The organism is Planktotalea arctica, from assembly GCF_002105285.1.
Taxonomy (GTDB): domain Bacteria; phylum Pseudomonadota; class Alphaproteobacteria; order Rhodobacterales; family Rhodobacteraceae; genus Planktotalea; species Planktotalea arctica.
Map to the genome: position 1 here is coordinate 215876 of NZ_MUHR01000001.1, position 24710 is coordinate 240585.

29 protein-coding genes and 1 tRNA gene are annotated in these 24710 nt (G+C 56.4%); 20 read left to right on the forward strand and 10 right to left on the reverse strand.

What is annotated here, in order from left to right:
• Positions 1-41 precede the first annotated feature (41 nt).
• Complete coding sequence (locus B9P63_RS01075) at positions 42-1040, reverse strand: taurine ABC transporter substrate-binding protein (protein ID WP_085307041.1); 999 nt, start codon at positions 1038-1040, stop codon at positions 42-44.
• Between the two features lie 397 nt (positions 1041-1437).
• Between B9P63_RS01075 and B9P63_RS01080 the strand changes: the two genes are divergently transcribed.
• Positions 1438-2829, forward strand: coding sequence for an aminotransferase family protein (locus B9P63_RS01080; RefSeq protein WP_085307042.1), 1392 nt, complete (start codon positions 1438-1440; stop codon positions 2827-2829).
• A gap of 50 nt (positions 2830-2879) precedes the next feature.
• Here the strand turns inward: B9P63_RS01080 and B9P63_RS01085 are convergent, their stop codons facing one another.
• Positions 2880-3512 (reverse strand): class I SAM-dependent methyltransferase, encoded by a 633-nt coding sequence (locus B9P63_RS01085; RefSeq protein ID WP_085307043.1) that lies wholly within the window; start codon positions 3510-3512, stop codon positions 2880-2882.
• A gap of 83 nt (positions 3513-3595) precedes the next feature.
• Here B9P63_RS01085 and B9P63_RS01090 point away from each other — a divergent pair, with 83 nt between their 5' ends.
• The 5 genes from B9P63_RS01090 (at position 3596) to B9P63_RS01110 (ending at position 8179) form a co-directional block, all read left to right on the forward strand.
• Positions 3596-4492 carry a LysR family transcriptional regulator gene (locus tag B9P63_RS01090; protein WP_085306697.1) on the forward strand — a complete coding sequence of 299 codons (897 nt, stop codon included), beginning with the start codon at positions 3596-3598 and terminating at the stop codon, positions 4490-4492.
• Positions 4493-4522: 30 nt separating this feature from the next.
• On the forward strand, positions 4523-5689 hold the full coding sequence (locus B9P63_RS01095) for a cytochrome P450 (RefSeq protein ID WP_085306698.1): 1167 nt from the start codon (positions 4523-4525) through the stop codon (positions 5687-5689).
• A 40-nt stretch (positions 5690-5729) separates the two neighbouring features.
• Positions 5730-6326, forward strand: coding sequence for a LysE family translocator (locus B9P63_RS01100; protein WP_085306699.1), 597 nt, complete (start codon positions 5730-5732; stop codon positions 6324-6326).
• Between the two features lie 258 nt (positions 6327-6584).
• The gene (locus tag B9P63_RS01105; RefSeq protein WP_085306700.1) at positions 6585-7544 is read left to right on the forward strand and encodes an acetyl-CoA carboxylase carboxyltransferase subunit alpha; all 960 of its coding nucleotides are present in this window, start codon (positions 6585-6587) and stop codon (positions 7542-7544) included.
• Positions 7545-7573: 29 nt separating this feature from the next.
• Complete coding sequence (locus B9P63_RS01110) at positions 7574-8179, forward strand: hypothetical protein (protein ID WP_139816180.1); 606 nt, start codon at positions 7574-7576, stop codon at positions 8177-8179.
• A 26-nt stretch (positions 8180-8205) separates the two neighbouring features.
• Here the strand turns inward: B9P63_RS01110 and map are convergent, their stop codons facing one another.
• On the reverse strand, positions 8206-9021 hold the full coding sequence (gene map / locus B9P63_RS01115; RefSeq protein ID WP_085306702.1) for a type I methionyl aminopeptidase: 816 nt from the start codon (positions 9019-9021) through the stop codon (positions 8206-8208).
• A gap of 58 nt (positions 9022-9079) precedes the next feature.
• The gene (gene sfsA, locus B9P63_RS01120; protein WP_085306703.1) at positions 9080-9787 is read right to left on the reverse strand and encodes a DNA/RNA nuclease SfsA; all 708 of its coding nucleotides are present in this window, start codon (positions 9785-9787) and stop codon (positions 9080-9082) included.
• A 48-nt stretch (positions 9788-9835) separates the two neighbouring features.
• Between sfsA and B9P63_RS01125 the strand changes: the two genes are divergently transcribed.
• The 5 genes from B9P63_RS01125 (at position 9836) to B9P63_RS01150 (ending at position 14177) form a co-directional block, all read left to right on the forward strand.
• Positions 9836-10558: a competence/damage-inducible protein A gene (locus B9P63_RS01125; protein WP_085306704.1), complete on the forward strand. Its 723-nt coding sequence runs from the start codon at positions 9836-9838 to the stop codon at positions 10556-10558.
• Positions 10555-11283, forward strand: coding sequence for a GNAT family N-acetyltransferase (locus B9P63_RS01130; protein WP_342743541.1), 729 nt, complete (start codon positions 10555-10557; stop codon positions 11281-11283). The genes B9P63_RS01125 and B9P63_RS01130 overlap by 4 nt, the downstream gene beginning before the upstream one ends.
• Before the next feature lie 12 nt (positions 11284-11295).
• Positions 11296-11859, forward strand: a complete 564-nt coding sequence (locus tag B9P63_RS01135; RefSeq protein ID WP_085306705.1) for a peroxidase-related enzyme — start codon at positions 11296-11298, stop codon at positions 11857-11859.
• Positions 11856-12818, forward strand: a complete 963-nt coding sequence (locus B9P63_RS01140) for an OmpA family protein (RefSeq protein ID WP_085306706.1) — start codon at positions 11856-11858, stop codon at positions 12816-12818. The genes B9P63_RS01135 and B9P63_RS01140 overlap by 4 nt, the downstream gene beginning before the upstream one ends.
• Before the next feature lie 897 nt (positions 12819-13715).
• Positions 13716-14177, forward strand: a complete 462-nt coding sequence (locus tag B9P63_RS01150; protein WP_085306708.1) for a MarR family winged helix-turn-helix transcriptional regulator — start codon at positions 13716-13718, stop codon at positions 14175-14177.
• 31 nt (positions 14178-14208) lie between these two features.
• On the opposite strand, the gene B9P63_RS01155 is transcribed toward B9P63_RS01150, so the two are convergent.
• The 3 genes from B9P63_RS01155 to B9P63_RS01165 are packed head-to-tail and all read right to left on the reverse strand — an operon-like array spanning position 14209 to position 16121.
• Entirely contained in the window at positions 14209-14682 is a 474-nt protein-coding gene (locus B9P63_RS01155; protein WP_085306709.1) for a tRNA (cytidine(34)-2'-O)-methyltransferase, read from the reverse strand.
• Between the two features lie 57 nt (positions 14683-14739).
• Positions 14740-15390 (reverse strand): GntR family transcriptional regulator, encoded by a 651-nt coding sequence (locus B9P63_RS01160; RefSeq protein WP_085306710.1) that lies wholly within the window; start codon positions 15388-15390, stop codon positions 14740-14742.
• A gap of 44 nt (positions 15391-15434) precedes the next feature.
• Positions 15435-16121 carry a M48 family metallopeptidase gene (locus B9P63_RS01165; protein WP_085306711.1) on the reverse strand — a complete coding sequence of 229 codons (687 nt, stop codon included), beginning with the start codon at positions 16119-16121 and terminating at the stop codon, positions 15435-15437.
• Positions 16122-16223: 102 nt separating this feature from the next.
• On the opposite strand from B9P63_RS01165, the gene B9P63_RS01170 reads away from it, so the two are divergent.
• The 4 genes from B9P63_RS01170 (at position 16224) to B9P63_RS01185 (ending at position 18007) form a co-directional block, all read left to right on the forward strand.
• Positions 16224-16556, forward strand: a complete 333-nt coding sequence (locus B9P63_RS01170) for a TIGR02300 family protein (RefSeq protein ID WP_085306712.1) — start codon at positions 16224-16226, stop codon at positions 16554-16556.
• 96 nt (positions 16557-16652) lie between these two features.
• A tRNA-Ala gene (locus B9P63_RS01175) sits at positions 16653-16728 on the forward strand.
• A gap of 355 nt (positions 16729-17083) precedes the next feature.
• Positions 17084-17527 (forward strand): EF-hand domain-containing protein, encoded by a 444-nt coding sequence (locus B9P63_RS01180; RefSeq protein ID WP_085306713.1) that lies wholly within the window; start codon positions 17084-17086, stop codon positions 17525-17527.
• A gap of 48 nt (positions 17528-17575) precedes the next feature.
• Positions 17576-18007: an EF-hand domain-containing protein gene (locus B9P63_RS01185; RefSeq protein ID WP_085306714.1), complete on the forward strand. Its 432-nt coding sequence runs from the start codon at positions 17576-17578 to the stop codon at positions 18005-18007.
• 146 nt (positions 18008-18153) lie between these two features.
• Here B9P63_RS01185 and B9P63_RS01190 read toward each other — a convergent pair whose 3' ends face one another.
• A complete protein-coding gene (locus tag B9P63_RS01190; protein WP_176219075.1) occupies positions 18154-18684 on the reverse strand; it encodes a CAP domain-containing protein in 531 nt (176 codons plus the stop codon).
• A gap of 342 nt (positions 18685-19026) precedes the next feature.
• Positions 19027-19233 (reverse strand): 30S ribosomal protein S21, encoded by a 207-nt coding sequence (gene rpsU / locus B9P63_RS01195; protein ID WP_085306716.1) that lies wholly within the window; start codon positions 19231-19233, stop codon positions 19027-19029.
• 112 nt (positions 19234-19345) lie between these two features.
• On the opposite strand from rpsU, the gene B9P63_RS01200 reads away from it, so the two are divergent.
• Both B9P63_RS01200 and B9P63_RS01205 read left to right on the forward strand, forming a co-directional pair.
• A complete protein-coding gene (locus B9P63_RS01200; protein WP_085306717.1) occupies positions 19346-20050 on the forward strand; it encodes a COQ9 family protein in 705 nt (234 codons plus the stop codon).
• A gap of 20 nt (positions 20051-20070) precedes the next feature.
• Positions 20071-21048, forward strand: coding sequence for an NAD(P)H-quinone oxidoreductase (locus B9P63_RS01205; RefSeq protein WP_085306718.1), 978 nt, complete (start codon positions 20071-20073; stop codon positions 21046-21048).
• A gap of 69 nt (positions 21049-21117) precedes the next feature.
• Here B9P63_RS01205 and B9P63_RS01210 read toward each other — a convergent pair whose 3' ends face one another.
• Positions 21118-21750 (reverse strand): ribonuclease T2 family protein, encoded by a 633-nt coding sequence (locus B9P63_RS01210; RefSeq protein ID WP_085306719.1) that lies wholly within the window; start codon positions 21748-21750, stop codon positions 21118-21120.
• A 129-nt stretch (positions 21751-21879) separates the two neighbouring features.
• On the opposite strand from B9P63_RS01210, the gene B9P63_RS01215 reads away from it, so the two are divergent.
• The 3 genes from B9P63_RS01215 to B9P63_RS01225 all read left to right on the forward strand — a co-directional run bounded on the left by B9P63_RS01215 (position 21880) and on the right by B9P63_RS01225 (position 24706).
• Complete coding sequence (locus B9P63_RS01215; RefSeq protein ID WP_085306720.1) at positions 21880-22635, forward strand: DUF1013 domain-containing protein; 756 nt, start codon at positions 21880-21882, stop codon at positions 22633-22635.
• A 221-nt stretch (positions 22636-22856) separates the two neighbouring features.
• On the forward strand, positions 22857-23225 hold the full coding sequence (locus tag B9P63_RS01220) for a sulfatase/phosphatase domain-containing protein (RefSeq protein ID WP_085306721.1): 369 nt from the start codon (positions 22857-22859) through the stop codon (positions 23223-23225).
• Between the two features lie 305 nt (positions 23226-23530).
• The gene (locus B9P63_RS01225; protein ID WP_085306722.1) at positions 23531-24706 is read left to right on the forward strand and encodes a type III PLP-dependent enzyme; all 1176 of its coding nucleotides are present in this window, start codon (positions 23531-23533) and stop codon (positions 24704-24706) included.
• Positions 24707-24710 lie beyond the last annotated feature (4 nt).

A 24710-nucleotide genomic window follows, 5' to 3' on the forward strand; every position in this document is an offset into this window, starting at 1 on the left:
GCGGGCACTTTGTTCAAGCGCCCGCCTCAGATGGTTAAACCTTACTTGATTGCTTCAAGTGGGCCCGTGTTTACGTTGTCGGCATAAGATGCTTTTGCCGCGTCAATGGAACTGGCTGCAACGAAGACGTCTGCCACGCCCTTCATGAACTCTTGCGCTGTGCCACCAAGCCATGCGCCGCTCAACTGCTCTTCAACAGTCGGGAAAACGAATGTGGCCAAGCTGGAGGCCGCATCGGCTTCGGACATTCCCGCGTCTTTTGCGATCACGGGAAGCATTTTGGATTGCATGGCCTCATCCGCCCACATCGCGTTTGCGTCTGCGGTGACTTTCAGGAACTTCGCGACCATGTCTGCGTTCTCTGCAACGTAGGATGTTGGTGCCGTCGTCGCGTCAAATACCAGAATGCCGAGTTCCATCTTCTCTGCGCCCGTCAAAAGAATATTGCCGCTTTCTTTCATGCGCTTCAAAGCACCGCCCCAACCGCAAGCCATGTCGACTGCGCCCTGCGCAAGTGCCGCTTGGCCTTCTGCCGGTGCCATATCCACAACTGTCAGGCCATCAACGTCAACGCCAAAGTGCGCCATCTGCTTCAAGAAGCCGTAATGTGCCGCTGTACCAAGTGGAACGGCGACCTTCTTGCCGGCCAATTCACCCGCAGAATCTTTGTCGATCTCAAGAGCCGCAGAGACGACGCAGTTGTCATTATCTGCGTAGGAGACTGCTACGTCGACAACCTGAAGGTCTTGACCTGCAGATGTTGCAACAACGAAGGGCGGGATGCCCTGCGAGACGGAAAGCTGAACGTCGCCCGAAGCCATGGCAGCAGACATTGCTGTGCCTGTGTCAAAGGACACCCACTTTACTTCGGTGCCGAGGGCTTCGTCGTACATGCCTTCCGCTTTTGCGAACTGGAATGGCATTGGCCACTCTAGAAAGTAACCGACTGTCAGCCCGCCGTGGCCGTCGGCCATAGCTTGCGCACCCGAAAGCATCGCGACGCCGGCGACGGCACTCATCAGTTTGGATTTAAATGTCATGTTGTAATCTCCCAATTGCACGCCATTCGGCGCGTTCGACCGGCATTTTTGCCGTTTTCGTTGAAAACACGCGAGTTGCGCGTCTTTGCACTGCACAGAGCAACGCAAAATCGTGTTTGTTGCAAATCGTTTTTTGCAACGCCCGCTGCTCAGCAAGCCACGTTTGGCACTGCCAAGCAACTCACTATTTGCAGAAAAGCGCTTGGAATCCAGATGTGTAACGGGCGGCAGCGGCCTTTTGCAGCGTAAGTTGTGCATCGTTTGGACCTAATGAGCGTGATCAACTGGCCCTATTCGAACCTTAGATTTGCATATGAATTGATCACATCATGCCCCTGATTCACTGGGGTGTTCCTGTGCGCCGACGGATCGGCGCCAGCTAAATAGGATGATGGCGATGGACGGTACATTCAAAGATAATGACTACTCCAGAATTGTGGACGCGGATCGTGCACATGTCTGGCATCATTTGATCCAGCATAAAGGTTTTGAGACCGGCGAGCCGCGTATCATTATCGAAGGCAAGGACATGAAGGTCTGGGACCAGCACGGCAAAGAGCATATCGATGCGGTGTCGGGCGGTGTTTGGACCGTCAACGTCGGTTATGGCCGCGAGAGCATCGCGGACGCCGTGCGCGATCAGTTGGTCAAGATGAACTTCTTTGGCGGCACCGTCGGCTCTATCCCCGGCGCGCTTTTTGCCGAAAAGTTGATTTCCAAAATGCCGGGCATGAGCCGCGTATATTACGCGAACTCCGGTTCTGAAGCGAACGAGAAGGGCTTTAAGATCGTCCGTCAAATCGCGCACAAGCGTTATGGGGGCAAGAAGCACAAGATCCTCTACCGTGACCGCGACTATCACGGCTCAACTCTTGCGACGATGTCTGCAGGCGGCCAAGACGAGCGCAATGCGCAGTACGGCCCCTTCGCGCCAGGTTTTATCCGCGTTCCGCACTGCATGGAGTACCGCAAGCACGAGCAAGCTGGCGCACCTGATGAGGGTTACGGCGTTTGGGCGGCGAACCAGATCGAGGAAGTCATCTTGCGCGAAGGCGCTGACACGGTTGGCGCGCTTTGCCTTGAGCCAGTGACCGCTGGCGGCGGCGTGATTACTCCGCCCGAAGGCTACTGGGAGCGCGTTCAGGAAATTTGCAAGAAGTACGATATCCTTCTGCACATCGATGAAGTCGTTTGCGGCGTTGGCCGCACGGGCACATGGTTCGGTTACCAGAACTACGACATCAAGCCAGACATCGTCACAATGGCGAAGGGTGTTGCCTCCGGTTATGCTGCTATCTCTTGCTGCGTGACCACGGAGGAGGTGTTTGACATGTTCAAGGACGATTCATCAGATCCTTTGAACTACTTCCGCGATATTTCCACGTTCGGCGGCTGCACCGCAGGCCCAGCGGCGGCGATTGAGAACATGCGCATCGTCGAGGACGAAGGCTTGCTACAGAATACCCTGAATATGGGTGAGCACATGATGAACAACCTTCATGTGCTTATGGAAAAGCACGCAGTCATCGGCGATGTGCGCGGCAAAGGTTTGTTCATCGGGGCCGAACTGGTTTCGGATCGCGGCACGAAAGATCCATTGAACGAGAAGATAGTTGGCGCTGTCGTTGCGGATTGCATGGCGCAGGGCGTGATCATCGGCGCGACCAACCGCTCGATTCCTGGTAAGAACAACACGCTCTGCTTCTCGCCTGCGCTGATTGCGACGGCGGATGATATCGACCACATCACTGATGCCGTCGATCAAGCGCTGACCCGTGTCATGAACTAAGTTCGCGACTTGGTTCTTGATTGAAAGGCCGGAGTAAAATCCGGCCTTTCTTAAATTTTGCGCGCCACCACATAGCGCGAGGGCGGGCTCGCGGGGTGATTGCCGCACTCCACGATCTCGAAGCCTGCGGTCTCTATCATCTGGTCATAGGCCGTGACGGAAAAGCTCTGCACGAAGGGCGCTTTGCCAAGCAATTGGGCCAATGGGATCAATTTAAGCACCAGCTTGATTTTAAAGCTTGCATCACTCAGGCAAGGGGTTTTGCTGATCAATAGGCCGCCCGGGCGAAGCGCTTGGTGAGCGGCATCCAGCGCCGCGGGAATATCGGTAAGCAGATGCAACAGGTTGAACGCCAACACTGCATCAAGTCCTTCATGCGCGTGAATACCCTCCAAAGCGGGATGTGCCTCAAAGCTCAGGTTTGGCAGGCTCGTCTCGGACACTTTGGCGCGTGCGATCTTGATCATCTCGCTGGAAATATCCGTTCCGTGATACATGCCGACGCTTTGCGCCAGAAGCAGCGCGGTGGAGCCGGTGCCGCAGCCAATCTCCAAAACCGTATCCTCGGCGCGAAAATGGCTGCGCGTGCGCTCCAGCGTGTAGGTATATGCGGCCATGTCCCGGATCGGATCATTCGCATATTTCGCCGCTGCCTTATCCCAAAAGCGTGTTTGATCAATCATGTGGATCTCCTTCACGAGCACCCTAATTCATGCGCATAACGTGGGGAATTGCCGAAATTTGTCTTTATGGTATACGTTTTCGCATGAATTGGCAGGCGATCTCCTTCGATTGGAACCAGACGCGCGCGTTTTTGGCAGTGCTTGAGACGGGCTCGCTTTCGGCGGCGGCGCGCGAATTACGTCAGACGCAGCCCACAATAGGCCGCCAGATTACGGCGTTGGAGGCCGAATTGGGCGTTACCCTGTTCGAGCGCGCGGGACGCTCTCTCAAGGTGACGCAAACCGGGCTTGATCTGGCTGAGCACGTGCGCGTGATGGCGGATGCGGCAGGGCGCGTTTCGATGCTGGCGTCGGGGCAATCGCAGGCTGTCGAGGGGGTCGTGCGGATCACCGCGTCGGATGTGTTTGCAGCCTACCTTTTGCCGCCGATCGTCGCCAAACTGCGCGTTCTGGCGCCCAAGATTACCCTCGACATCGTCGCAACGAACGACATCAGCGATCTGGTGCAGCGCGAGGCCGATATCGCGGTGCGTCATGTGCGACCCGATGCCCCCGATCTGATCGCGCGTATGGTGCACGATTCAAAAGCGTCATTCTATGCCGCCAGTAGCTATCTTGCGCGGCGCGGTAAACCGAAAGACATCGCTGCCCTCGGCGCGCATGATTTTGTTTGCTTCGGGGATATCCCGCAAAGCATTAGCTACTTTGCGCCACTTGGCATTCCCGTCGAGCCAAGCAACTTTCGCGTCGTTTCCGCCAACGGATTGGTGGCTTGGGAAATGGTGAAGCAGGGTTTCGGGATTTCGCCCATGTCCGTCGATGTCGCTGCAATGACGTCGGGGGTCGAGCAGGTCTTGCCAGACATGGAGCCGTTTTTCTTTCCCACATGGCTGGTCACGCACCGCGAGTTGCACACTTCGCGCAGGATCAGGCTGGTGTTTGATCTGCTTGCCGCAGAGCTGCCCAAAAGCATGTCTTGACGCCCTGAAAGCCGCGGCGCAGCATGGCATATGTCAGACGCACCCATCTATCATATTGATCCGGCAAAGTTCTGGGCCGATCCCTATTCAGACCTTGCAAATATGCGCCGCGATGCACCCATCGCCTACGTGCCTGAACTGAACGCAACCTTACTGACCAAGCGTGATGATGTGTTTGTGCAGGAGAAGCGAACAGAGGTGTTCAGCTCTAAGCAACCGGGCGGTTTGATGACTCTTCTCATGGGCGAGAATATGATGCGCAAGGACGGCGCGGCGCATATGGCCGAGCGTCGGGCGATCTTCCCCACCGTTTCGCCGCGCACGGTGCGTGATGTCTGGAAAGCGCAGTTCGAGGCGGCGACGGGCGCTGTCTTGGACCGGATCGGCGCGAGAGGCAGTGGCGATCTTGTGACGGATTTTGCACTGCCGGTTGCCGCAGAAGCGCTTAAGGCGATCACGGGGCTGACCGATATGCCCTACCTCGAAATGGACCGCGTGAGCCAAGGGATGATCGACGGTATTTCCAATCACGCGGGCGATCCGGCGATTGAGGCGCATTGCCACGACTGCACGGCTTCCATTGACGCGCATATTGATGCTCGGATGCCGACCCTGAAGGCCAAGCCTGATCTGTCCTTGCTCAGCGTCGCGATGAAGGCTGATATGCCTGAAGAGCAGATTCGTGCGAATATCAAACTCGCCATATCCGGCGGTCAGAACGAGCCGCGCGATGCAATCGCAGGCACAATTGCGGCGCTGTTGGATCACCCGGACCAGTTGCAAATGGCATTGAGTGGCGATGTCACATGGCTTGCCGTGTTCGAGGAATACGCGCGTTGGATGTCACCTATTGGCATGTCTCCGCGCCGCATCGCGCGCCGTGACACGATCAATGGCGTCACGTTTGAGCCAGAGGATCGCGCGTTCCTGATGTTTGGCTCCGCAAATCGCGACGCAGATATCTTTGACGCACCCGAACGTTTCGACGTAACGCGCGACACGGCTAAAGCGGTTTCCTTTGGCGCAGGCCCGCATTTCTGCGCAGGCGCTTGGGCCTCGCGTTGCCTGATCGCCGAAGTCGCTCTGCCGATGTTTTTCGAGCGCCTCAAAAGTGTCGCGTTGAGTGAGCCCGCCATCTTCGGTGGCTGGGCGTTTCGCGGGCCGCTTTCGGTCAAGGCCAAGTGGTTGGTACAATAAATCTATTTGCGCCTCGGACATTGTGCAGTAGCGACGGGGCATGAATTATGACCTCCTTCTCGGGCTGATCCTGTTTGCGTTTGTGTCCTCGATCACGCCGGGACCGAACAATTTGATGCTTATGGCGTCTGGCGCGAATTTCGGGTTTCGCCGCACGATCCCGCATATGCTTGGCGTCGGGATCGGTTTTTCCGTTATGATTGTTCTGGTTGGCGCGGGGCTTATTCAGGTCTTCGATCTTTATCCGGTGCTGCACACTGCGCTGAGAATTGTAAGTGTGCTCTACCTCTTATGGCTGGCCTGGAAGATCGCGAACGCGGCCCCGCCAGAGGGGGAAGCCAAAAGTGATGCGACGCCCTTCACCTTTATTCAGGCGGCGCTTTTCCAGTGGGTGAACCCTAAAGCCTGGACCATGGCGCTTACTGCGATCGCCGTTTACACGGCCGATCAAAGCCTTGGTGCCGTGACGCTCGTCGCTTTGATCTTCGGCCTCGTGAACCTGCCCAGTGTATCCTCATGGACGATACTGGGGCAGCAAATGGCCCGGTTTCTGACCAGTCCCGCCAGACTGCGTCTGTTCAATTGGGCGATGGCAGGGCTGCTCGTTCTTTCGCTTTATCCTGTGGTGCTTGGCTGAAGCAACATGTGAATTTGCGTCAGCAAATCATCGGCCACGGTGTTCGGATCATCATGAAAGATCAGCGCCGAGGTTGTCGTAGTTGTATCCTAGAAAGCTCAAAATGCGGTCTTCATAGGGGTGGGATGTTACTGTGTGTTCCTTGCTTGACTGTAACCCGAGCATATTCCGGCTTGGCGGATTGATCTTGCTTTATTGCATCCGCGCTACAGCCGCGCCATATAGGCGTCTAGTTTCCAGTGAATGTGAGCGCGCGCAATGAACTATCTCGATTTCGAAAAACCACTTGCAGAGATTGAAGGCAAAGCCGAAGAGCTGCGCGCGATGGCGCGTTCAAACGAGGAAACGAATGTCGAGGAAGAAGCGGTCGCTCTTGATAAAAAGGCTGCCGACATGTTGGTGGAGCTTTATGCGGGCCTGACACCTTGGCGCAAATGCCAGGTTGCGCGTCACCCCAAGCGTCCTCATTGCAGTGATTATATTTCTGCTGTGTTCTCCGAATTTACCCCCCTCGCCGGAGATCGCGGGTTTTCCGACGATCATGCGGTCATGGGCGGACTTGCCCGTTTCAAGGATCGCCCTGTTGTGGTGATCGGCCAGGACAAGGGCAGTGATACCTCCAGCCGGATCGAGCGTAATTTTGGCATGGCCCGCCCCGAGGGTTATCGCAAGGCGATCCGCCTGATGGAGATGGCGAGCCGCTTTAACCTGCCCGTGGTGACGCTGGTGGACACGCCCGGTGCATACCCTGGCAAAGGCGCGGAAGAGCGAGGCCAGTCCGAAGCAATTGCCCGCTCGACCGAGATGTGCCTGCAAATTGGCGTGCCTTTGGTGAGTGTGATTATCGGCGAGGGTGGCTCTGGCGGCGCGGTGGCCTTTGCGACGGCCAACAAACTCGCGATGCTGGAGCATTCGGTTTATTCTGTGATCTCACCAGAGGGCTGCGCATCGATCCTTTGGAAAGACAGCGAGAAAATGCGTGAGGCGGCAGAAGCCTTGCGCCTGACCGCGCAGGACTTGCAGAAACTGGGCGTGGTCGACCGGATTGTCGATGAGCCACTTGGCGGCGCTCACCGTCACCGCGAGGTGGCGATGGCATCCGTCAGCGATGCGATTGCTGCAATGTTGGATGATCTTGCCGGCATGGACGGCAAAGCGTTGATCAAAGCGCGCCGCGACAAGTTTTTGGCGATGGGCTCAAAGGGGTTAGCGGCGTAAGGCTTAGCTTATGAAGTGGCCTTTTCGGTTTGGCTTTTTTGCTTACGATGATTGCCGCCTTGCGGCAATATTCCGTGCAAGGGCGCGCGATGCTGCCAAACTATCAGGATCATCCGTTTCATAGTGCCAACGTTGATTTCAAATCCGACGGCAAAGACGTCGGTTTCAAGATTATTAGCAATCTAGATAATGTTGATAGCTTAACCCGTCTTGGTTACGCATTTGCGCTTGCCAAATTTCCCGACGCCCAAAGCTGTTTGTCTGAACCGAGTGTGCCTCTTGGTATTGAGTCTCGATTAAATCTGAGGGCGATCAAGCGACATAGACAGGCAGCCGTGTGCTTCTTCAATATCGCTTATGAATTCAAAAGCCGGGAAAAGGTTGCTGCATGGTTGTTGAGCCGCTTAGTAGATATCACACCCGATGCGCACAGAACGTATAACGTCGAAACAAGATTGGGTACGTCAGACACGAAATACCTAACATTGACCCTCCCAGAGTTACGCCAACAGCATTGCCTACTTAACTTATACCAATGCGTCTTTGGGTTGCGTCAGGCCGTCTACATGGACATATCAGCAGAGGGTAAAATCGTGCTACTCAAAGTTTTCAAACCGCGGGTATCTCTTAACTAGCTGGATGAATAGTCGCTAGAGAGCCATCAAACTTCATACGTCGGATGAAACGTCCCTGCAGGCGAGAGCGTGAAAATCTCGTAGCCTGTCTCGGTCACGCCTATTGAATGCTCGAACTGCGCCGACAAAGATTTGTCGCGCGTCACAGCTGTCCAGTCATCCGCCAGAACCTTGGTCTCGGGGCGGCCCAAATTCACCATAGGTTCAATTGTAAAGAACATGCCCGGCTCCAGCACAGAGCCTGTGCCCGGGCGACCGTAGTGCAGAACATTGGGTGGGGCATGGAACACCCGCCCCAAACCATGCCCGCAAAAATCGCGCACGACGGACATACGGTGGCTCTCGACAAAGCTCTGGATCGCCGCGCCGATATCGCCAAACGTATTGCCCGGCTTCACCGCTTCGATCCCTTTGAACAGGGCATCATGCGTAACTTGCAAAAGGCGCTCTGTTTTGCGCGACAGCTTGCCCGCGACATACATGCGCGACGTATCACCGAACCAGCCGTCCACAATCACGGTGACGTCGATATTCAGAATGTCGCCTTCTTTCAGCTTCTTATCCCCGGGAATGCCGTGGCACACCACATGGTTCACCGAAATGCAGCTAGCGTGTTTGTAGCCTTTGTAGCCAATCGTGGCAGACGTGGCACCAGCCGCCGTCACACGATCTTCGATGAACTTATCAAGCACACTGGTGGTCTGACCTACCGTGACCAGCTCGGCTACTTCATCAAGGATTTGCGCGGCCAATTTACCAGCCGCCGCCATGCCTGCAAAATCCGCGTCCTCGTAGATGCGAATACCTTCTTTGGTCATGCGGCCTTTGGATGATCCGAACATGGCGATGCTCCTTGCGTGCGTTGCTTAATGCTTATGTAATTCGGAACGCCGCGGGCTTCTAGGGGGCAGGGCGAATTGGCAGAGGTTTGCCGATCCAAACACCCTCTGGCGTGATCTTGGTGTCAAAGCAGATCGCTTCGACCCCCGCCTTGCGCGCATCTACAAACGCCTTCGCGTAAGCAGCATCAATATCACCCGCCAAGGCCATTTCCGTGCAATCCGTGCGCTGCACCAGATAGAGCATCACCGCGCGGTGTCCCTCAGCCACCATCACGGACAACTCTGCCAGATGCTTGGCTCCGCGTTTGGTGACGCTATCAGGGAACTCCGCGAGTCCAGCCTGACGGCACAGGGTCACGCTTTTCACTTCAACATATGTATCCGGCCCACCGCCTTGCAAAAGGAAATCAATGCGACTGTTTTCACCGTATTTTACTTCGGGGCGCACGGTCTCGTAATCGCCAAGCCCCGCAATCTCATGCGCCTCTAAAGCGGTCTTCAACGCGCGGTTTGGCACAGAGGTGTCAATACCTGTGAAATGTCCGTTCTCGTGATCCACCAAGCGCCAGCCGAATTTCAGCTTCTTTTTCGGATCATCGTTCGGCTCCAGCCAGATTTTCATACCCTCGTCCGCTAGCCCCATCATCGAGCCGGGGTTGGCACAGTGCGCGGTAATTTCGCGGCCATCTTCAAGGCGTGCATCAGCCAGAAAGCGTTTATAGCGGCGGATCAGCCGCGCGGGGATCAGAGGGGTTTGAAAGCGCATGAAGCATTGCCTATACGAGGACCAAGTGCCCATCAAGGAGAGCCGCAAATGAGCAACCCCACAGCCGCCATGTTGGTGATTGGTGATGAAATTCTTTCAGGCCGCACGCGCGACGCGAATATGCACTATCTCGCCGGGGAGTTGACGACCCACGGCATTGACCTGCGCGAAGTGCGCGTTGTGAGTGATGATGCGCCTGCGATTGTCGCTGCCGTGCGCGCGCTCTCGGATGGCTATGAGCATGTGTTCACCAGCGGCGGCATCGGCCCGACGCACGACGACATCACTGCCGATTGCATCGCCGAGGCGTTCGGCGCGTCGATTGACGTGCGCGAGGACGCGCGCGCGCTGCTCGCGGCGCATTATGAACGCCAAGGCAGTGAATTGAACGAAGCGCGTTTGCGCATGGCGCGTATTCCCGAAGGCGCGAGTCTGATCGACAATCCCGTCTCCATTGCGCCGGGCTTTACCCTCGAAAACGTGCATGTGATGGCGGGCGTCCCTTCCGTGTTCAAGGCTATGGTGGCAAGCGTTTTGCCGACCCTCACGGGGGGCGCGCCGCTGCTGAGTCAAAGCCTGCGCATTGACCGTGGCGAGGGGGATATCGCGGGTCCGTTGGGTAAGCTTGCGGCGGACTTTCCTGATCTTTCCATCGGCTCTTATCCGTTTCAAAAGGACGGTGCATATGGCGCGAACATCGTGATCCGTGGCCATGACGGCGCGCAGATTGACGCCGCTATCGTGCGCCTCGCGGCGGAGATGGGGGCGTGAGCGCATTGCCTGCGATTGATACACTTTACGAGGTTTGTGCTCGAACTTGGCCCGCCGTTCGGGAACAGCGTCTTGGACCTTGGATAATCCGTGATGGCGGCGGTGGCGGGCAACGTGTGTCTGCCACCACCGCAGTGGATGCGTTTGATCCAAGCGATCTTGCGCAGGCGGAAGTGGCCATGTGCGCGCTGGGTCAATCCAGCCTGTTCATGGTGCGCGAGGGCGAGGTGGAATTGGACGCGATGCTTGCAGCCAATGGGTATGCCATCAAAGACCCGGTCAATTTCTACGCCTGCCCCGTCGCGCATCTGACCGATCTGGAAATCCCGCGCGTAACGGCCTTTACGATGTGGGAGCCTTTGCAAATCATGCGCGACATTTGGGCGAGCGGCGGCATTGACGCGGCGCGCGTTGCGGTGATGGAGCGTTCTGCCTGCACGAAGACCGGGCTTTTGGGGCGCTGGAACGATCACCCGTCAGGGACTGGCTATGTCGCTATTCATAATCAGGTTGCCATGGTGCATGCGCTTGAAATTTTAGAGCATCAACGCGGCATGGGCGTCGGCAAATGGATGATGCGCCGCGCGGCTGTTTGGGCGAGTGAGCAGGGCGCGCAAATGATGTCGGTGATCTGCACCAAAGAAAATGCCGCAGCAAACGCCCTTTACACCTCGCTCGGCATGGAGCTCATTGGTAGCTATCATTATCGTATCAAGCTCGATTGAAGGACCGATCTTATGAGTAAAATTACTGCCCTAGATTTGCCGATGGTAGAGCCGCTACCTGCGCCGACGCAGAAGTATTTCGATATTTGCCTGGACAAACTGGGGATGGTCCCGAATGTGCTTCAGGCGCATGCCTTCGATATAGACAAGTTGAACGCCTTCACGGGGCTTTATAACGATATCATGCTGGCTGACAGCGGTCTGAGCAAGTTGGAACGAGAGATGATCGCGGTCGCGGTGTCCTCGATCAACAAGTGTTTTTATTGCCTGACAGCGCATGGTGCGGCTGTGCGGCAGCTTAGTGGTGATCCGATGCTGGGCGAGGCGCTGGTGATGAACTGGCGCGTGGCTGACTTGGATGCACGCCAAACTGCGATGCTGCGTTTTGCCGAACATGTCACCAAGGAAAGCCACACGATTGAAGAGCAAGATCGCCAAGCGCTGCGCAACGTCGGGTTCAGCGATCGCGATATCTTTGACATCGCCAATGTCGCCGCATTTTACAACATGTCTAACCGCGTAGCGAGCGCGATAGATATGCGCCCGAACGACGAATATCACGCGCAATCTAGATGATCCTGCGCGCGCTCACGGTTTTTTTGGCGGTCCTTTCGCCCAGCCTTTCCGGCGCGGTCGAACTGACGCTGCCTGCCTCTGCGCGCCAAACGGCAGGGCAGGAATTGGGGATCGCCAGCTATGCGCTGCCCATCGCGCCCTATGATGGGGCGGAAATTCCGGCTCGCATGTTCGAGGGATTTGTGACGCGGCAATCCTGGCGCGTCGAAAGGGGTGGGGTCACGCCGCTGCAATTGATACAGCCGCTGCGTGATGAATTAAAAGCCAATGGCTACACGCTTTTGTTTGAGTGCGCCGATCGCACCTGTGGCGGTTTTGATTTCCGCTTTGGTACGGATGTGATTGATGCGCCTGACATGTACATCGATCTGGATGATTACCGTTTTCTTGCGGCCCTCAAAGGCGAGGCAGACGCGCCCAAGGTTGCCCTGTCCTTGATGATCAGCCGCAGCGCCGCAGCCTCCTATATCCAGATCATCCAGATCGCCGTGGACGAGCGTGCGGGCATAAGCGTTGCCAAAGGCGGTGAAATTACGGCAAGCACGCGCAGCGGTTTACCCGGAGCTCCGCTAGGCGTGCAGGCAAGCATCGCCAAGCAGCTTGATGTGGCGGGGCACGTTATTCTCAGTGATCTGGAATTCAAGACAGGCTCCTCTGAACTCGGGGATGGCCCTTTTGCATCGCTCGAGGCGCTGGCACGCTATCTGGCGAGCAATGCCGAGCGCCGCGTTGCGCTGGTTGGTCACACCGATGCTGTAGGCGGCCTCGATGGCAATATCGCGCTTTCCAAGAAGCGCGCTGCTTCCGTGCGCGCGCGCTTGATCGATGCACATCGCGCTGTGGCCGCGCAGCTTTCCGCAGAGGGGGTCGGATATCTAGCCCCCGTCGCGAGCAATCTGAGCAAAGCGGGCCGCGATGCCAACAGGCGGGTCGAAGCGGTTGTGATTTCTACAGAGTAGGGTCGTCGCACGTGCTGGTTCGGGCCCTCCTTGAGGGGATGTCACCCACAGCGAAACCACATGCGCCTCAAGGTCGGGTCCTTAAGGGGCCACGCCAAACAATGCGTCTGGCAGGCCAGAGAGAACACCGCTTGCCAGCATCACTAAGATAAGGGTGTATAGCCCGCGATGCGTCCATCGCGCGATAGTGTCTTGCCAAGGTGGGATGCTGGCGAGCGGTTTTGGTCTGTTATCGAAACGCCACCACCAGACCAGCCGCCCGTGTAAGCAGCAAAACAAATATTGCAACAGGAAGGTGAAGGCGTAGCGCTGTGGCTTTCGTTGCCGGGTCTAGTGAAAACCCGGATCTGAAACCTGATCCAATCAGGATAAGGATCAGCAAGGCGCTTAGCAAATGGATTGCAACGGAAACAGTGCCGTAGTTTTGCTTGGTGCTTTTCATATCTGGCCTACCCCGTATTTATAGATCGGGACGCAGCGCTATGCGCATTGCGAACATGATTGCGAAGCCTTGGATGCGGTGATGTATGCGTCGAGGCGGTCCTCGTTTTGCGCGATATAGGAAACTCCGGATTCCAACCGGAGAACTCTGTGTAGGTGACTTTGCCGCTGCTGTCGCAATCCACGCCGTCAAGGCTAGAGGACCGGAATTGCTTGATATCCCCCGAATGGATCATTCCGCGTCCCGCGCTGTCCTTGGATGCGAAGATTGTTTCGCCAACCACCTGGCCCGCAGTGCCGGGCGTATCGTCGCTTTGAGCAAAAGCAGGAAGGGACTAAAGGGCTGCAAAGCCAGCCAAGGTCATTGTGTGGATCAAGAGTCTCATTGCTTTTCTCCCTGTGTAACAGTCGCTTTAGTTAGATTACCCGATAATAATTTACATAGAAATTATTCATATGAAATATAAATACAACACGCCTTACTCTATCGGTCGGCAGTTGAATCTAGCAACTTCTGCTAGCAACGCGCTGGTGAGTAAGCTGTTGGAACCGCACGATCTTAGTCTCGCACAATGGACTGTTCTCTCAAGCCTTTGGCAGAACGGAGAATTGAGCGTCAAAAGCCTAGCAGAAATCAAAGGCAATGCGCCTCCTGCTACGTCCCGTATTGTGGACAGGATGTTGTCGGGTGGACTTGTCGAACGGAGCCAGAATCGCCATGACCGCCGCGCAGTGACTGTAGGGTTGAGCCAGAAAGGCGAGGACCTTCGTCACCTCCAGAGCATCTATGAAGAGGTCAACGTTATCCTACTTGAGCCTCTATCACCTGAAGAGAGCGAAAATTTTTTCAAGCTACTAAACAGTGTCGAACAAGCCGGACGCACTTGGCTTGCACAAAGCAAGGTGGGCGATGATTAAAGTAGTCTTTGCGCAGGAATCGGGGGCGTTTTCACCCACCTAGCCGCGTGCGCATGGCCTGATAGATGACCGCCGTCGCGACATTCGCAAGGTTGAGTGATCGCACGCGCGGGCTAAGCATGGGGAGGTGGAACACACGGTCCTCTAGCCCATCGAGGATCGCCTTCGGTAGACCTGCGGATTCGCAGCCGAACACGAGATAGGCATCATCTGGATAGTCGGGGGCGTATAGGCTCTCGCGGCCGTGCTCTTCGAAGAAATGCAGCTTTTCACGGGGCGGCTTTTCGGCCTCCAGAAAGTGCCGCCAGCTGTCATATTCGGTGAGGTCCACGTGCTTCCAATAGTCTGTTCCAGCACGGCGCACGGATTTTTCATCAAGCGAGAAGCCCAAAGGTTTGATCAGGATCAGCTCAAGATTAAGCGCCACGCAAGTGCGTCCGATCGCACCTGTGTTGTAGGGTATTTCAGGAGTCACCAAGACGATTTTGAGGCAAGGATCAGGCATAAAATTAATCAACTTTCTCGGGTTCCGGGCGGCGCAGCGAGGCGGGAGGCAAAATTGCTAGCTTGCTAGCATTTTAAGGCCCTGCGTTACATCAGAGCGCACGGCAAGGCGCAGGCCCGGCTCGTCGCCAGCTTTTAGCGCAGCGACAATGAGGCGGTGGAAATGCGGTACTTCCTTGCGCCGCAGGCGGCCATAAAGCGCGCGCATGGTTGGCCCGAGTTGTAACCAGACCTGTTCGGCCATGGCTAGCATCGCGGGGGCCTGTGCGCGCAGATAAAGCGTTCGGTGGAATTCGAGGTTTGTGCGAATATAGCCCACTGCATCTTGCCGCGCGATCTGCTCTGAGATGGAGGTGTTGATCATTTGCAACCGCTCGATCAGCGCCATGTGCGCACGTGGCAAGGCGCGACTGGCAAGCTCCACTTCGATCAGAGCGCGCAGAGCCGCTAGTTCTTCGATCCGCTCGTTGCTGAGTTCGGGTGTGGACACTCGGCCAGAACTGGACAGCGACAACGCACCCTCGGCGACAAGGCGGCGCACAGCCTCGCGCGCGGGTGTCATTGAAACTTCGAATTCCTCGCCGATGCCGCGTAATGTCATCGCTTGGCCAGGGGCGATATCACCGTACATGATGCGCGTGCGCAGTGCGCGGTAAACGCGGTCGTGATGCGAGGGTGTTGCGTCGGAGGGGCGTGGATTTATCAACATGCCAGCGTTGTGATCACAAAGTGCTGCCGGGTCAAGCTAAAGGCTCAGAAGCGATAGGAGTGCAGGCTGCTGCCGTGTGTGCGCAGCCAATTGCGTGGCGCGGCGTAGGGTCCGTGAAGGCGCGTTACCGTGTCCCAGAAGGCGCTGGAGTGGTTCATTTCGGCCAGATGCGCGACCTCATGGGCGGCCACGTAATCCAGCACTTCGGGAGGGCATAGAATGAGCCGCCAGGAATACATGAGCGCGCCGGCGCTGGAGCACGATCCCCACCGCGAGCGCGTGTCGCGAATGGTGAGGCGCGTGTAGGGTTTTCCCAGCTTGCCCGCATAGTAATCCGAGGCCTGCGCCAAACGATCGCGCGCGCGCAGCTTCAGAAAGGCTTGCGCGCGCGCGCCGATTTGCTCGGGGTGGCCGGGCACAATCAAGGCGTCCGTATCTAGAATGACACGGCGCCCTGCGCCGGATCGCACGATGCGTTCGATCCCCTCAATAGGAAGCGCCGCGCCGATTGTAACGTCTCTGTCACTGCCGCGTTTGTCCAAATGGCCCCTGAGCCAGACCTCTTTCTCGCGGGCAAAGGCGATTCCCTCCGCTTCGCTTACACGGCGTGGCAAGGTCAACGTTACACGCCCGTCAAGCTGGCTGATGCGCAGGCTGATCCGCTTGGCGCGGGCCGATTTGCGTAAAACAATGGGGATCGGAGGGTTGCCGGATAGAATATGCTGCCCCATATGCGCCTCAGTTTGGTTAATCGCTGCAAAGCCTTTGACACTCTGCGAAGGTTATGGCAGTTGCCGACAACCGATCCTACGACCAATTCATGAGGAAGTTCCATGCCCAAGGAAGAATGGGGCGTCAAGCGCCTGTGCCCGACCACGGGTAAGCGATTTTATGATCTCGGCAAAGTCCCGATTGTTAGCCCGTACACAGGCGAAACCATCGAGATGGAGAATGGCAAAAGCCGGATGATTGCTGCGGACGCTGAAGATGCTGCGACGAAGAAAGCCAAAGACGCCGAAGTGGACGACACGGATGACGTGGTGCTGGACGACGACGAAGATGTCGATCTGGACCTTGGTGACGACGTTCTGGAAGATGACGATGACGATGACACGGTTTCGCTCGACGAGATCGCGGACGTCGCATCGGACGACGACGACAGCTAAAGCGCTGTTTTGGTGTCGGGGCCGAGTGATTTGCACTTGATCCCGATGCAAACCTTCCCTAGACACCGCGTGCAACAGATACGCTGTGTCTGTTTCGGGGCCTTAGCTCAGCTGGGAGAGCGCCTGCATGGCATGCAGGAGGTCAGGAGTTCGATCCTCCTAGGCTCCACCATTACTTCCTAGTTCCTTACAAACCGACGCATTGCCGGGTAGGCTCCGCCTGACTTTTCGCGTGACTGCGTCTTGGTGCTTGGTCCCGAGTTCGATTTTCCTAGGCCCCACCAAACACCTTCCGCAATTCCCGAATTTATTGTCCTTGTGTGGTTAGTGCTGGTCCTGCATTTGCACTGATTGCGCGGTTCATTGCGTGCAATGCGTTAAAGGCGCTTCGCTGTAAAGATAGGGATTTTCCCTAGATCTTTGCGCCATAAAGTCTCCATGCTTCATGATCACTGCAAGAAACCTAAAAGCCGAGCGACGGAAACTGCGGTGCGGCGCGTTTATGCTTCAGCCAACAAAGAGATGTCATGAAGCAATTTATCCTGATCCCCGTATTTTTTTGCCTTTCTGGTTGCGGCGCTGTCGCTGTGACGGGTGTGAAAGAAATCAAAGCCAGTAGTGACTGGGCAAGTCTTGCTGTGTTTGACGCCGACAAAGACGAAGCGGTTTCCTTAAGTGAATTCCAGACTTTGAGACAAGTCACGTTCGATCGCTTTGATGAAGATCGCAACGGTGTTTGGAGCGGCGCACAGTACCGTGCGGTGATCGCACAAATGCCTTCGAACAAGCGAATCGGAAAAGGTGATTTGATCGGTGTGCTGCGCGAACCTTTGACATTTGCCGATACGAACGGGGACGGGGCGGTGTCTCGTCAGGAATTTCAAACTGGCTCGATACGTTTGTTCACGCTTCTGGACAAGAACGGCGATGGCGCTTTGCAACGCAAAGACTATAGCAAGGTCCGCTTTTGACACGGTCTCAATAGGATCGCGAGATACTTCGCAAAGGAGCAGCACGAGATGCACCTCAAGAACAGCCTGCACTTGCTTGCAAGCCTGGCCGCAAGTGCAGTCCTAGCCAGCGTAGTTGCAAGCCCGGTGCAAGCGCAGTTTGCTCGCAAAGGCCCGATTGCGCAGTTTGATGCCAACGGCGATGGACAAGTTACGTTGCCTGAACTTGAAATTGCGCGTGCGCGATTGTTTGCTTGGGCCGATACCGACAAAAGCGGTACCCTTGATCGAGGTGAGTTCTTGCAAATTGAGCAAGGTCGCGCGTCGGGACGCGGTGGCAAGCGGCCGGTTGAGAAATTTGAAAACTCCGATGAGAACTTTGATGACCGCGTGAGCAGAACCGAATTTGGCAAGGGTGCCCGGCGGATGATGCACGCCATGGATCAGAATGGGGATTTCAAGCTGGATCAAAGCGATTTCAAACGGCGTAGACGGCAATAGGCTTCCCTAGCCACCACTCACCTATTGCCCAAGGCGGCACCGCTAGAGGTTTATCCAGCGGTGCCGCACTTTTCCTTTCTAAGGATGAATTGCCTGCAACTATTGCCCCGCATCTACCGGAACCGAGCGGGTGTTCGAGCGGATGGCTATTTCGCGCCAAACATCAGCGTCCACGTCGTATTGGAGCCTGTTCCCGCGCGCCCCAAGCCAAATTCGTCTGAAATTGGGTTCACGTTGTTGCTCTGATGACCCGGTGAACTGATCCAGCCGTTGATCGCCAGATTTTCGTTTGTCTGGCCTCTGGCGATATTTTCGCCGGTTGCAGTTCCGGTATATCCCGCTGCGGCGGCTCTGCTGGCCATGGTTGAGCCGTTCAAGCCGGTATGTGAAAAGTAGCTATTCGTAACCATGTCAGCGGAATGGGCTTGCGCTGCTGCATCCAGTTGCGCGTTATATGCGACGGGGGCTACGCCGGATGCGGTTCTGACCGCGTTGATCAATGTTCCGAAGGATGCGTCATTGTTTGGATTGGCCTGAAACCCGTCGCCGCCGCTTATCGTGCTCGGAAATGGCCCGCTTTGACCGGACCAGTCGACAGGACCCGCAGCCGCTGCTTGAATCTGGGCTGCTGTGACATCCCCGACCGACCCTGCGATGCTGCCTTGGGAGGCTAGCATCAAGGCGGGTGTGGTTGTGGTTCCACCCGACTCGCCGTTGCAGGCGGTTATTGAAGCAGACAATCCGAGAGTGAGTGAAATTTTTAAAAATGTATGAAGCATGTGAGGCTTTCGCAATCCAAAAACTGAAATAATTCTTCGAGTGTCCTTACCGCGCGGGCTTGTGTAAAGAGAATTGTTGCCGCATGCGCACGCATCCGCCGGACAGTATGCGAAAGAGCGGGTTTTCGCGTGGGGTTCGGTCTAGATGCGCAGTCTGACACTGCAGCAAAAGCAAAACCCCCGCAGCGCAGGGCCACGGGGGTTTCAAATTCAAAAGCATTCTAGCTCACAAAGTTATGCTTAGAGCATACCTTCACGCTGTAGCTTCTTACGCGCCAATTTACGGGCGCGGCGGATAGCTTCAGCTTTCTCGCGCGCTTTTTTCTCGGAGGGCTTCTCGAAATGTTGCTTGAGCTTCATTTCACGAAAAACGCCTTCACGCTGGAGCTTTTTCTTCAGGGCACGAAGCGCCTGATCGACATTGTTGTCACGAACACTAACCTGCATGTGGTTTTCACCACCTTTCTAGTTTGAAGTTGCAAGGATTTGCAGGAAGTCGCCATATAGCAAAGCGCCCCTATATTGTCTAGTATCGCCGCAAGACGTGAGAGGGATGCCAATGGCCATGTTGAAAACCACTGTGAAAGACCAATTGCTTGATGCCGCCTTGATCCATGTGGCCTTTGATGGCTGGACAGAGGCAACATTTACTGCGGCGGTTCAGGACGCTGGGCTGGAAATAGGCGTGGCGCGCTCTGCCTGCCCGCGCGGTGCACTTGATCTAGCAATTACGTATCATCTACACGGCGATGCGGACATGCTTGTGCGATACGCGCAAGAAGACCTAAGCGCTCTGCGGTATTCAGAAAAAATTGCGACTTTGGTGCGGTTTCGCCTGGAGGCAGCGACTGACAAGGAAGCGGTGCGCCGCGGCACAACCTTGTTCGCATTGCCCCATCATGCAGCGGATGGTGCCAAGCTGATTTGGGGCACGGCGGACGCGATCTGGATTGCGCTGGGCGACACATCGCGCGATTCGAACTGGTACTCCAAGCGCGCAACCCTAAGCGCGGTCTATAGCGCGACAGTGCTGTTCTGGCTTGGTGATCAGTCCGAGGATCACGCCGACACGTGGGCATTCCTTGACCGCAGAATCGCGGATGTGATGCGCATTGAAAAAGTCAAAGCGCAGGTAAACGCCTCGCCTCTACTAAAGCCGTTGCTTGCAGGGCCTAAATGGGCGCTTGGCTTGTTGAAAGCGCCGCCGGAACATCCACGCGATGATTTGCCCGGGTATCTGTCGGGTGCATCCAAAACACGTTAATTTCTTTGAGAGGACAGCCCATGCGCGCCGTTGAAATCACCAAAGCGGGTGGACCCGAAGTTCTGCAACTTTGCGAGCGGGCGATGCCCGAGGCGGGTCACGCGGATGTCGTAATCAAGGTGGCTTATGCCGGAGTGAACCGACCCGATGCGTTGCAGCGCGCAGGCCTTTATGCGCCGCCCCCGAACGCAAGCGATTTGCCGGGGCTAGAGGCTGCGGGCGAGATCGTCGCAATCGGCGCGGGCGTGAGTGAATGGACCGTCGGCGATCAGGTCTGCGCGCTCTTACCCGGCGGGGGGTATGCGGAGTTCGTGGCAACGCCAGCGGCGCATTGCCTGCCGGTTCCTGACGGGATGGATTTGAAAGAGGCAGCGTGCCTGCCCGAGACGTATTTTACCGTCTTTTCCAATGTCTTCCAGCGCGGTGGCTTGAAAGCGGGCGAGCGGTTTTTGGTGCATGGCGGCTCATCAGGCATTGGCACGACGGCGATCCAGCTATGCAAGCTGTTTGGAGCGCGTGTGTTTACGACGGCTGGCTCCGAGGCGAAATGCGCCGCCTGTCTGTCATTGGGCGCCGAGCGTGCGATAAATTATCGCGAAGAGGATTTCGTGGAAATCCTGCGCGCTGAGGGCGGCGCGGATCTCATCCTTGATATGGTCGGGGGTGATTATCTGCCGCGTAATGTGAAAACACTGGCGGATGACGGGCGGCTCGTGCAGATCGCGTTTTTGCAAGGTCCGAAGGTAGAGTTGAATTTCGCACAACTGATGATGCGGCGTTTGACTATCACGGGATCGACCCTGCGCCCCCAGAGCGATTTGGCGAAAGCACGGATTGCGCAAGCGTTGGTTGGGCAGGTTTGGCCGCTTTTGAATGCTGGGCGTTTGGGGCCGGTGATGGATAGCACATTTGATCTGGCGGACGCCGCTGATGCGCATGCGCGCATGGAGAGCAGCGGGCATATCGGCAAAATCGTTTTGAATGTCGGCGCTTCCTGAGAGAGCGGGACGCTCCGCGGGAAGTTTATTCAGGAAGATGAAGCGGGGGGCGTTAACCTTAATGATCTGTTATCTCACCGGATCGAAAAGCGCATCGTTCATGGAGCAATCCTTGATCGTGTCGCGCCCGCAGGGGACGGGGTCGAGGGACTTGGACAAGCAGATGCGCGCCTCTTGGATGCGGCCTGCTTTGCAAGTGATCGTGAGCATGTTGGCCTTGAGGGTGGGGTTTTCTTTCAGAAATGCTTCTTCGATAACCATGGCAGGGACTTTGACGGGGTTTTCGAGTTTGCGAAACAGCGCGGGGCGGGTGATTTTGCCGTAGGCTTCGCGCGAGAGGGCGAAGTAGTCGGTGGCGGAGAGCCCCGTGCATGTGCCGTGTTTCTTCCATTGATGCCAGGCAAGGCCGGATGTGCCCATGATATCGGACATGCCATTGGTCATGGAGCGCGAGGGCTGGTGTTGCGGCGTGTTGCAAAAGCTGGGCCAGCCGCGATGGAATTGGGGCCAGAGGCCATGTAGCGTCCAGCCGAAACTTTTTGCAGGCTCACATTGTTCTGAGCCTCGTACATCACCCTCCAGTGCGCACCATGTGGGTGTCCAGCTGAGCGCAAGCACGTAGTAGTCGAACTCACCTGCTTTATCGCCCTCGGCGCGCAGCGTGCCTGCGATCAACATCAGTGCCAGGGTCAGTCTGCGCATTGCCTCTTCCCTCTTTACTCAATCACTACTATATAACCCTTAAGTTCCCCCACAATGGAAACCCGCACCCCTCAAAAAGGTGCCGCCTATTTCAGGCGACAAGATAGATATGTTTGAAGGAGAGTTCCCATGGCCAAACCGATTATGGCAAAAGCAACCGCCGTTTGGCTGGTGGATAACACGACGATTAGTTTCAAGCAGATCGCGGATTTCGTCGGCATGCACGAGTTGGAAGTGCAGGGTATCGCCGACGGTGATGTGGCTACAGGCGTGAAGGGGTTCGACCCCGTTGCCAACAACCAGCTGACGCAGGAAGAGATTGATTCCGCACAGAGTAGCGCGATGCACAAGCTCTCGCTGAAATACAACGCGGCTGCGCAGGGCGAGGAAAAACGCCGGGGCCCGCGCTACACCCCCCTGTCCAAGCGTCAGGATCGCCCTGCGTCTATTTTGTGGCTGGTGAAGTTTCATCCCGAATTGACCGACGGTCAGGTGGGCAAGCTGGTCGGCACGACCAAGCCGACGATCCAGGCGATCCGCGAGCGCACGCACTGGAACATCAACAACATTCAGCCGATTGATCCCGTTGCCTTGGGTCTGTGCAAGCAGTCCGAGCTGGACGCCGCCGTGCAAAAGGCTGCAGCCAAGAAAGCCGCGAACGGCGAAGTGATGAGCGACGACGAGCGCCGCAAGCTGGTGAGTACGGAGCAGTCGCTAGGCATGGACGCCGAGCCGAAGATACCAACTGCGATCGAGGGTCTGGAGACCTTCACGCTGGGTGGTTCGGACGAGGACAAAGAGCCTGAGACGGGCGACATTCTGGATGCAGAGAGCTTCTTCAAGACGCCAGTCGAGAGATCTGACGAGGATGAAGACGCGAAATAGACTGCATTCGATTTCGATTATTGATCTAGCCCTGCCTCAGCACTCTGAGAGCGGGGCTATTTTTTTGGCGCAAATTTATAGTTAATACTACTAGCCTGTTGCTCGGCGTGAATGGAGCAGTGACATGGTAGATAGGCCGAATGTGGTTCTTATCTTGGCAGACGATATGGGCTTTGCCGATTTTGGAATAACGGGATCGGAGATCAAAACGTTGAAGCTCGTTGATCGCCCATTGGCCCAAAGGGTTCGCGCAACAAGGCACGCGACATGCCGCCTGTCATGTGGTCGACATCCTGCCGACTATTCTGGAGGTCACGGGCGTTTGCGCAATTGTTGAACTTGGAGAGACAGAGGTTCATGCGGTGCAGGGCGAGTCGTTACTGACCTTACTCAAAGGCGCCGATTGGCAGCGTGAACAACCGATTTTCTTTGAACATGAAGGCAATAGTGCGCTGCGCATGGGGCGATTCAAACTGGTACGCCAGTATGGGATGAAGTGGGAACTCTATGATATGGAACTTTATCGCACAGAGCTTCGCAATCTGGCGGCAGGCGCGCGCGATCAAGTCAGGGACATGGCGTATCTGTAAGATGCCTGGACGCATGAAACCGGCGTAATCGCGTGGGAGCATGTTTTGCCAAAGCGGCTGAAAGCGTGAAACATGGCCAGTGTGGATGGGTAGCAACGGCGCAGTTTTTGCCTGTTTTAAATATTTCTTGCGGGCAGATCATTTTCTATCTTGTATGAATCCCAAATTGCCTTAAAGCGCGATTTATAGACGCCAACGCACGCGCCTCTGGCCGGTATGTCTACCCCTTCTTCCGGGTTTATGTAGCGACGGTAACGTCTCCTTTTGAATTTAGCTGCGCCGCTTGGTGCAGATCTCGCTTGGAGATGACCATGAAAGCTACTGACCCGGGCGCGTTCCGTGCCCAAACCCCTGTGCTATGCGACCGTGCGTCGGACTTTATTGCGCGCAATACCTTCGGGCGCCCGACACTCGTGCTTGATCTGGACCGCGTGGGCGTTCAGTACGATGCGCTTAAAGCAGGGCTTGGCGCGGCGGATGTGCATTATGCTGTCAAAGCCAATCCCGATCCGCGCATCATTGCGGCGCTTGTCGCCAAGGGCAGCCACTTTGATTGCGCCAGCCGCCCAGAGCTGGAGCTTTGCCTTGCCCAAGGCGCGCGCGTGGATCAGCTGTCTTTCGGCAATACGATCAAACGCGGCTCGGACATTGCCTATGCCGCTTCAGTGGGTGTGACGTTGTTCGCCGCCGATGCGCCCGAGGAACTGGAAAAGATCGCGGCAAACGCGCCGTGTGCGAGGGTCTACCTGCGGGTGATCGTGGAAAACTCTCAAGCGGATTGGCCGCTAAGCCGCAAATTTGGCGCGGCGGCGGGGCATATTCCCGCGCTCTTGCGCCAGGGCCGTGCGCTTGGATTGCAGATGGTTGGACTGTCGTTTCATGTGGGATCGCAAACGCGCAAAGCAGCGTTCTGGGGGCCGGTTCTGGATCAGATTGTGCAGGTCTGGGACACGGCGCAGAGATCGGGCTACGGGCTGAACTTGCTCAACATTGGTGGCGGATTTCCCGCTTTCTATGGCGAGGCGGTGGATGCGCCGACCCATTATGCGGCGAACGTCATGCGCCAGGTACATGCGCGTTTCGGCGATGTGAAGGTGATCGCAGAGCCGGGGCGCGGCATGGTCGCTGAGGCAGGGCATATCGTGGCCGAAGTACTGCTGGTGGCACGTAAATCGCCGCTGGATCTGCACCGATGGGTCTATCTCGATATCGGGAAGTTCTCCGGCCTTGCTGAAACCATGGATGAAGCAATCCGCTATGAATTCATCACCGCCAAGGATGGTATGGCGAGTGGGCCGTGCATCCTGGCCGGTCCGTCCTGCGATAGCGCGGATGTGCTTTACGAGAAAACGCCGGTCAATTTGCCTAACGCTTTGTGCGCTGGGGACCGTGTGATCATTCGCAATTGCGGGGCCTATACGACTACCTATGCTTCTATCGGGTTTAACGGATTTCCACCACTGGACGTCGTGGTGATCTGAGAAG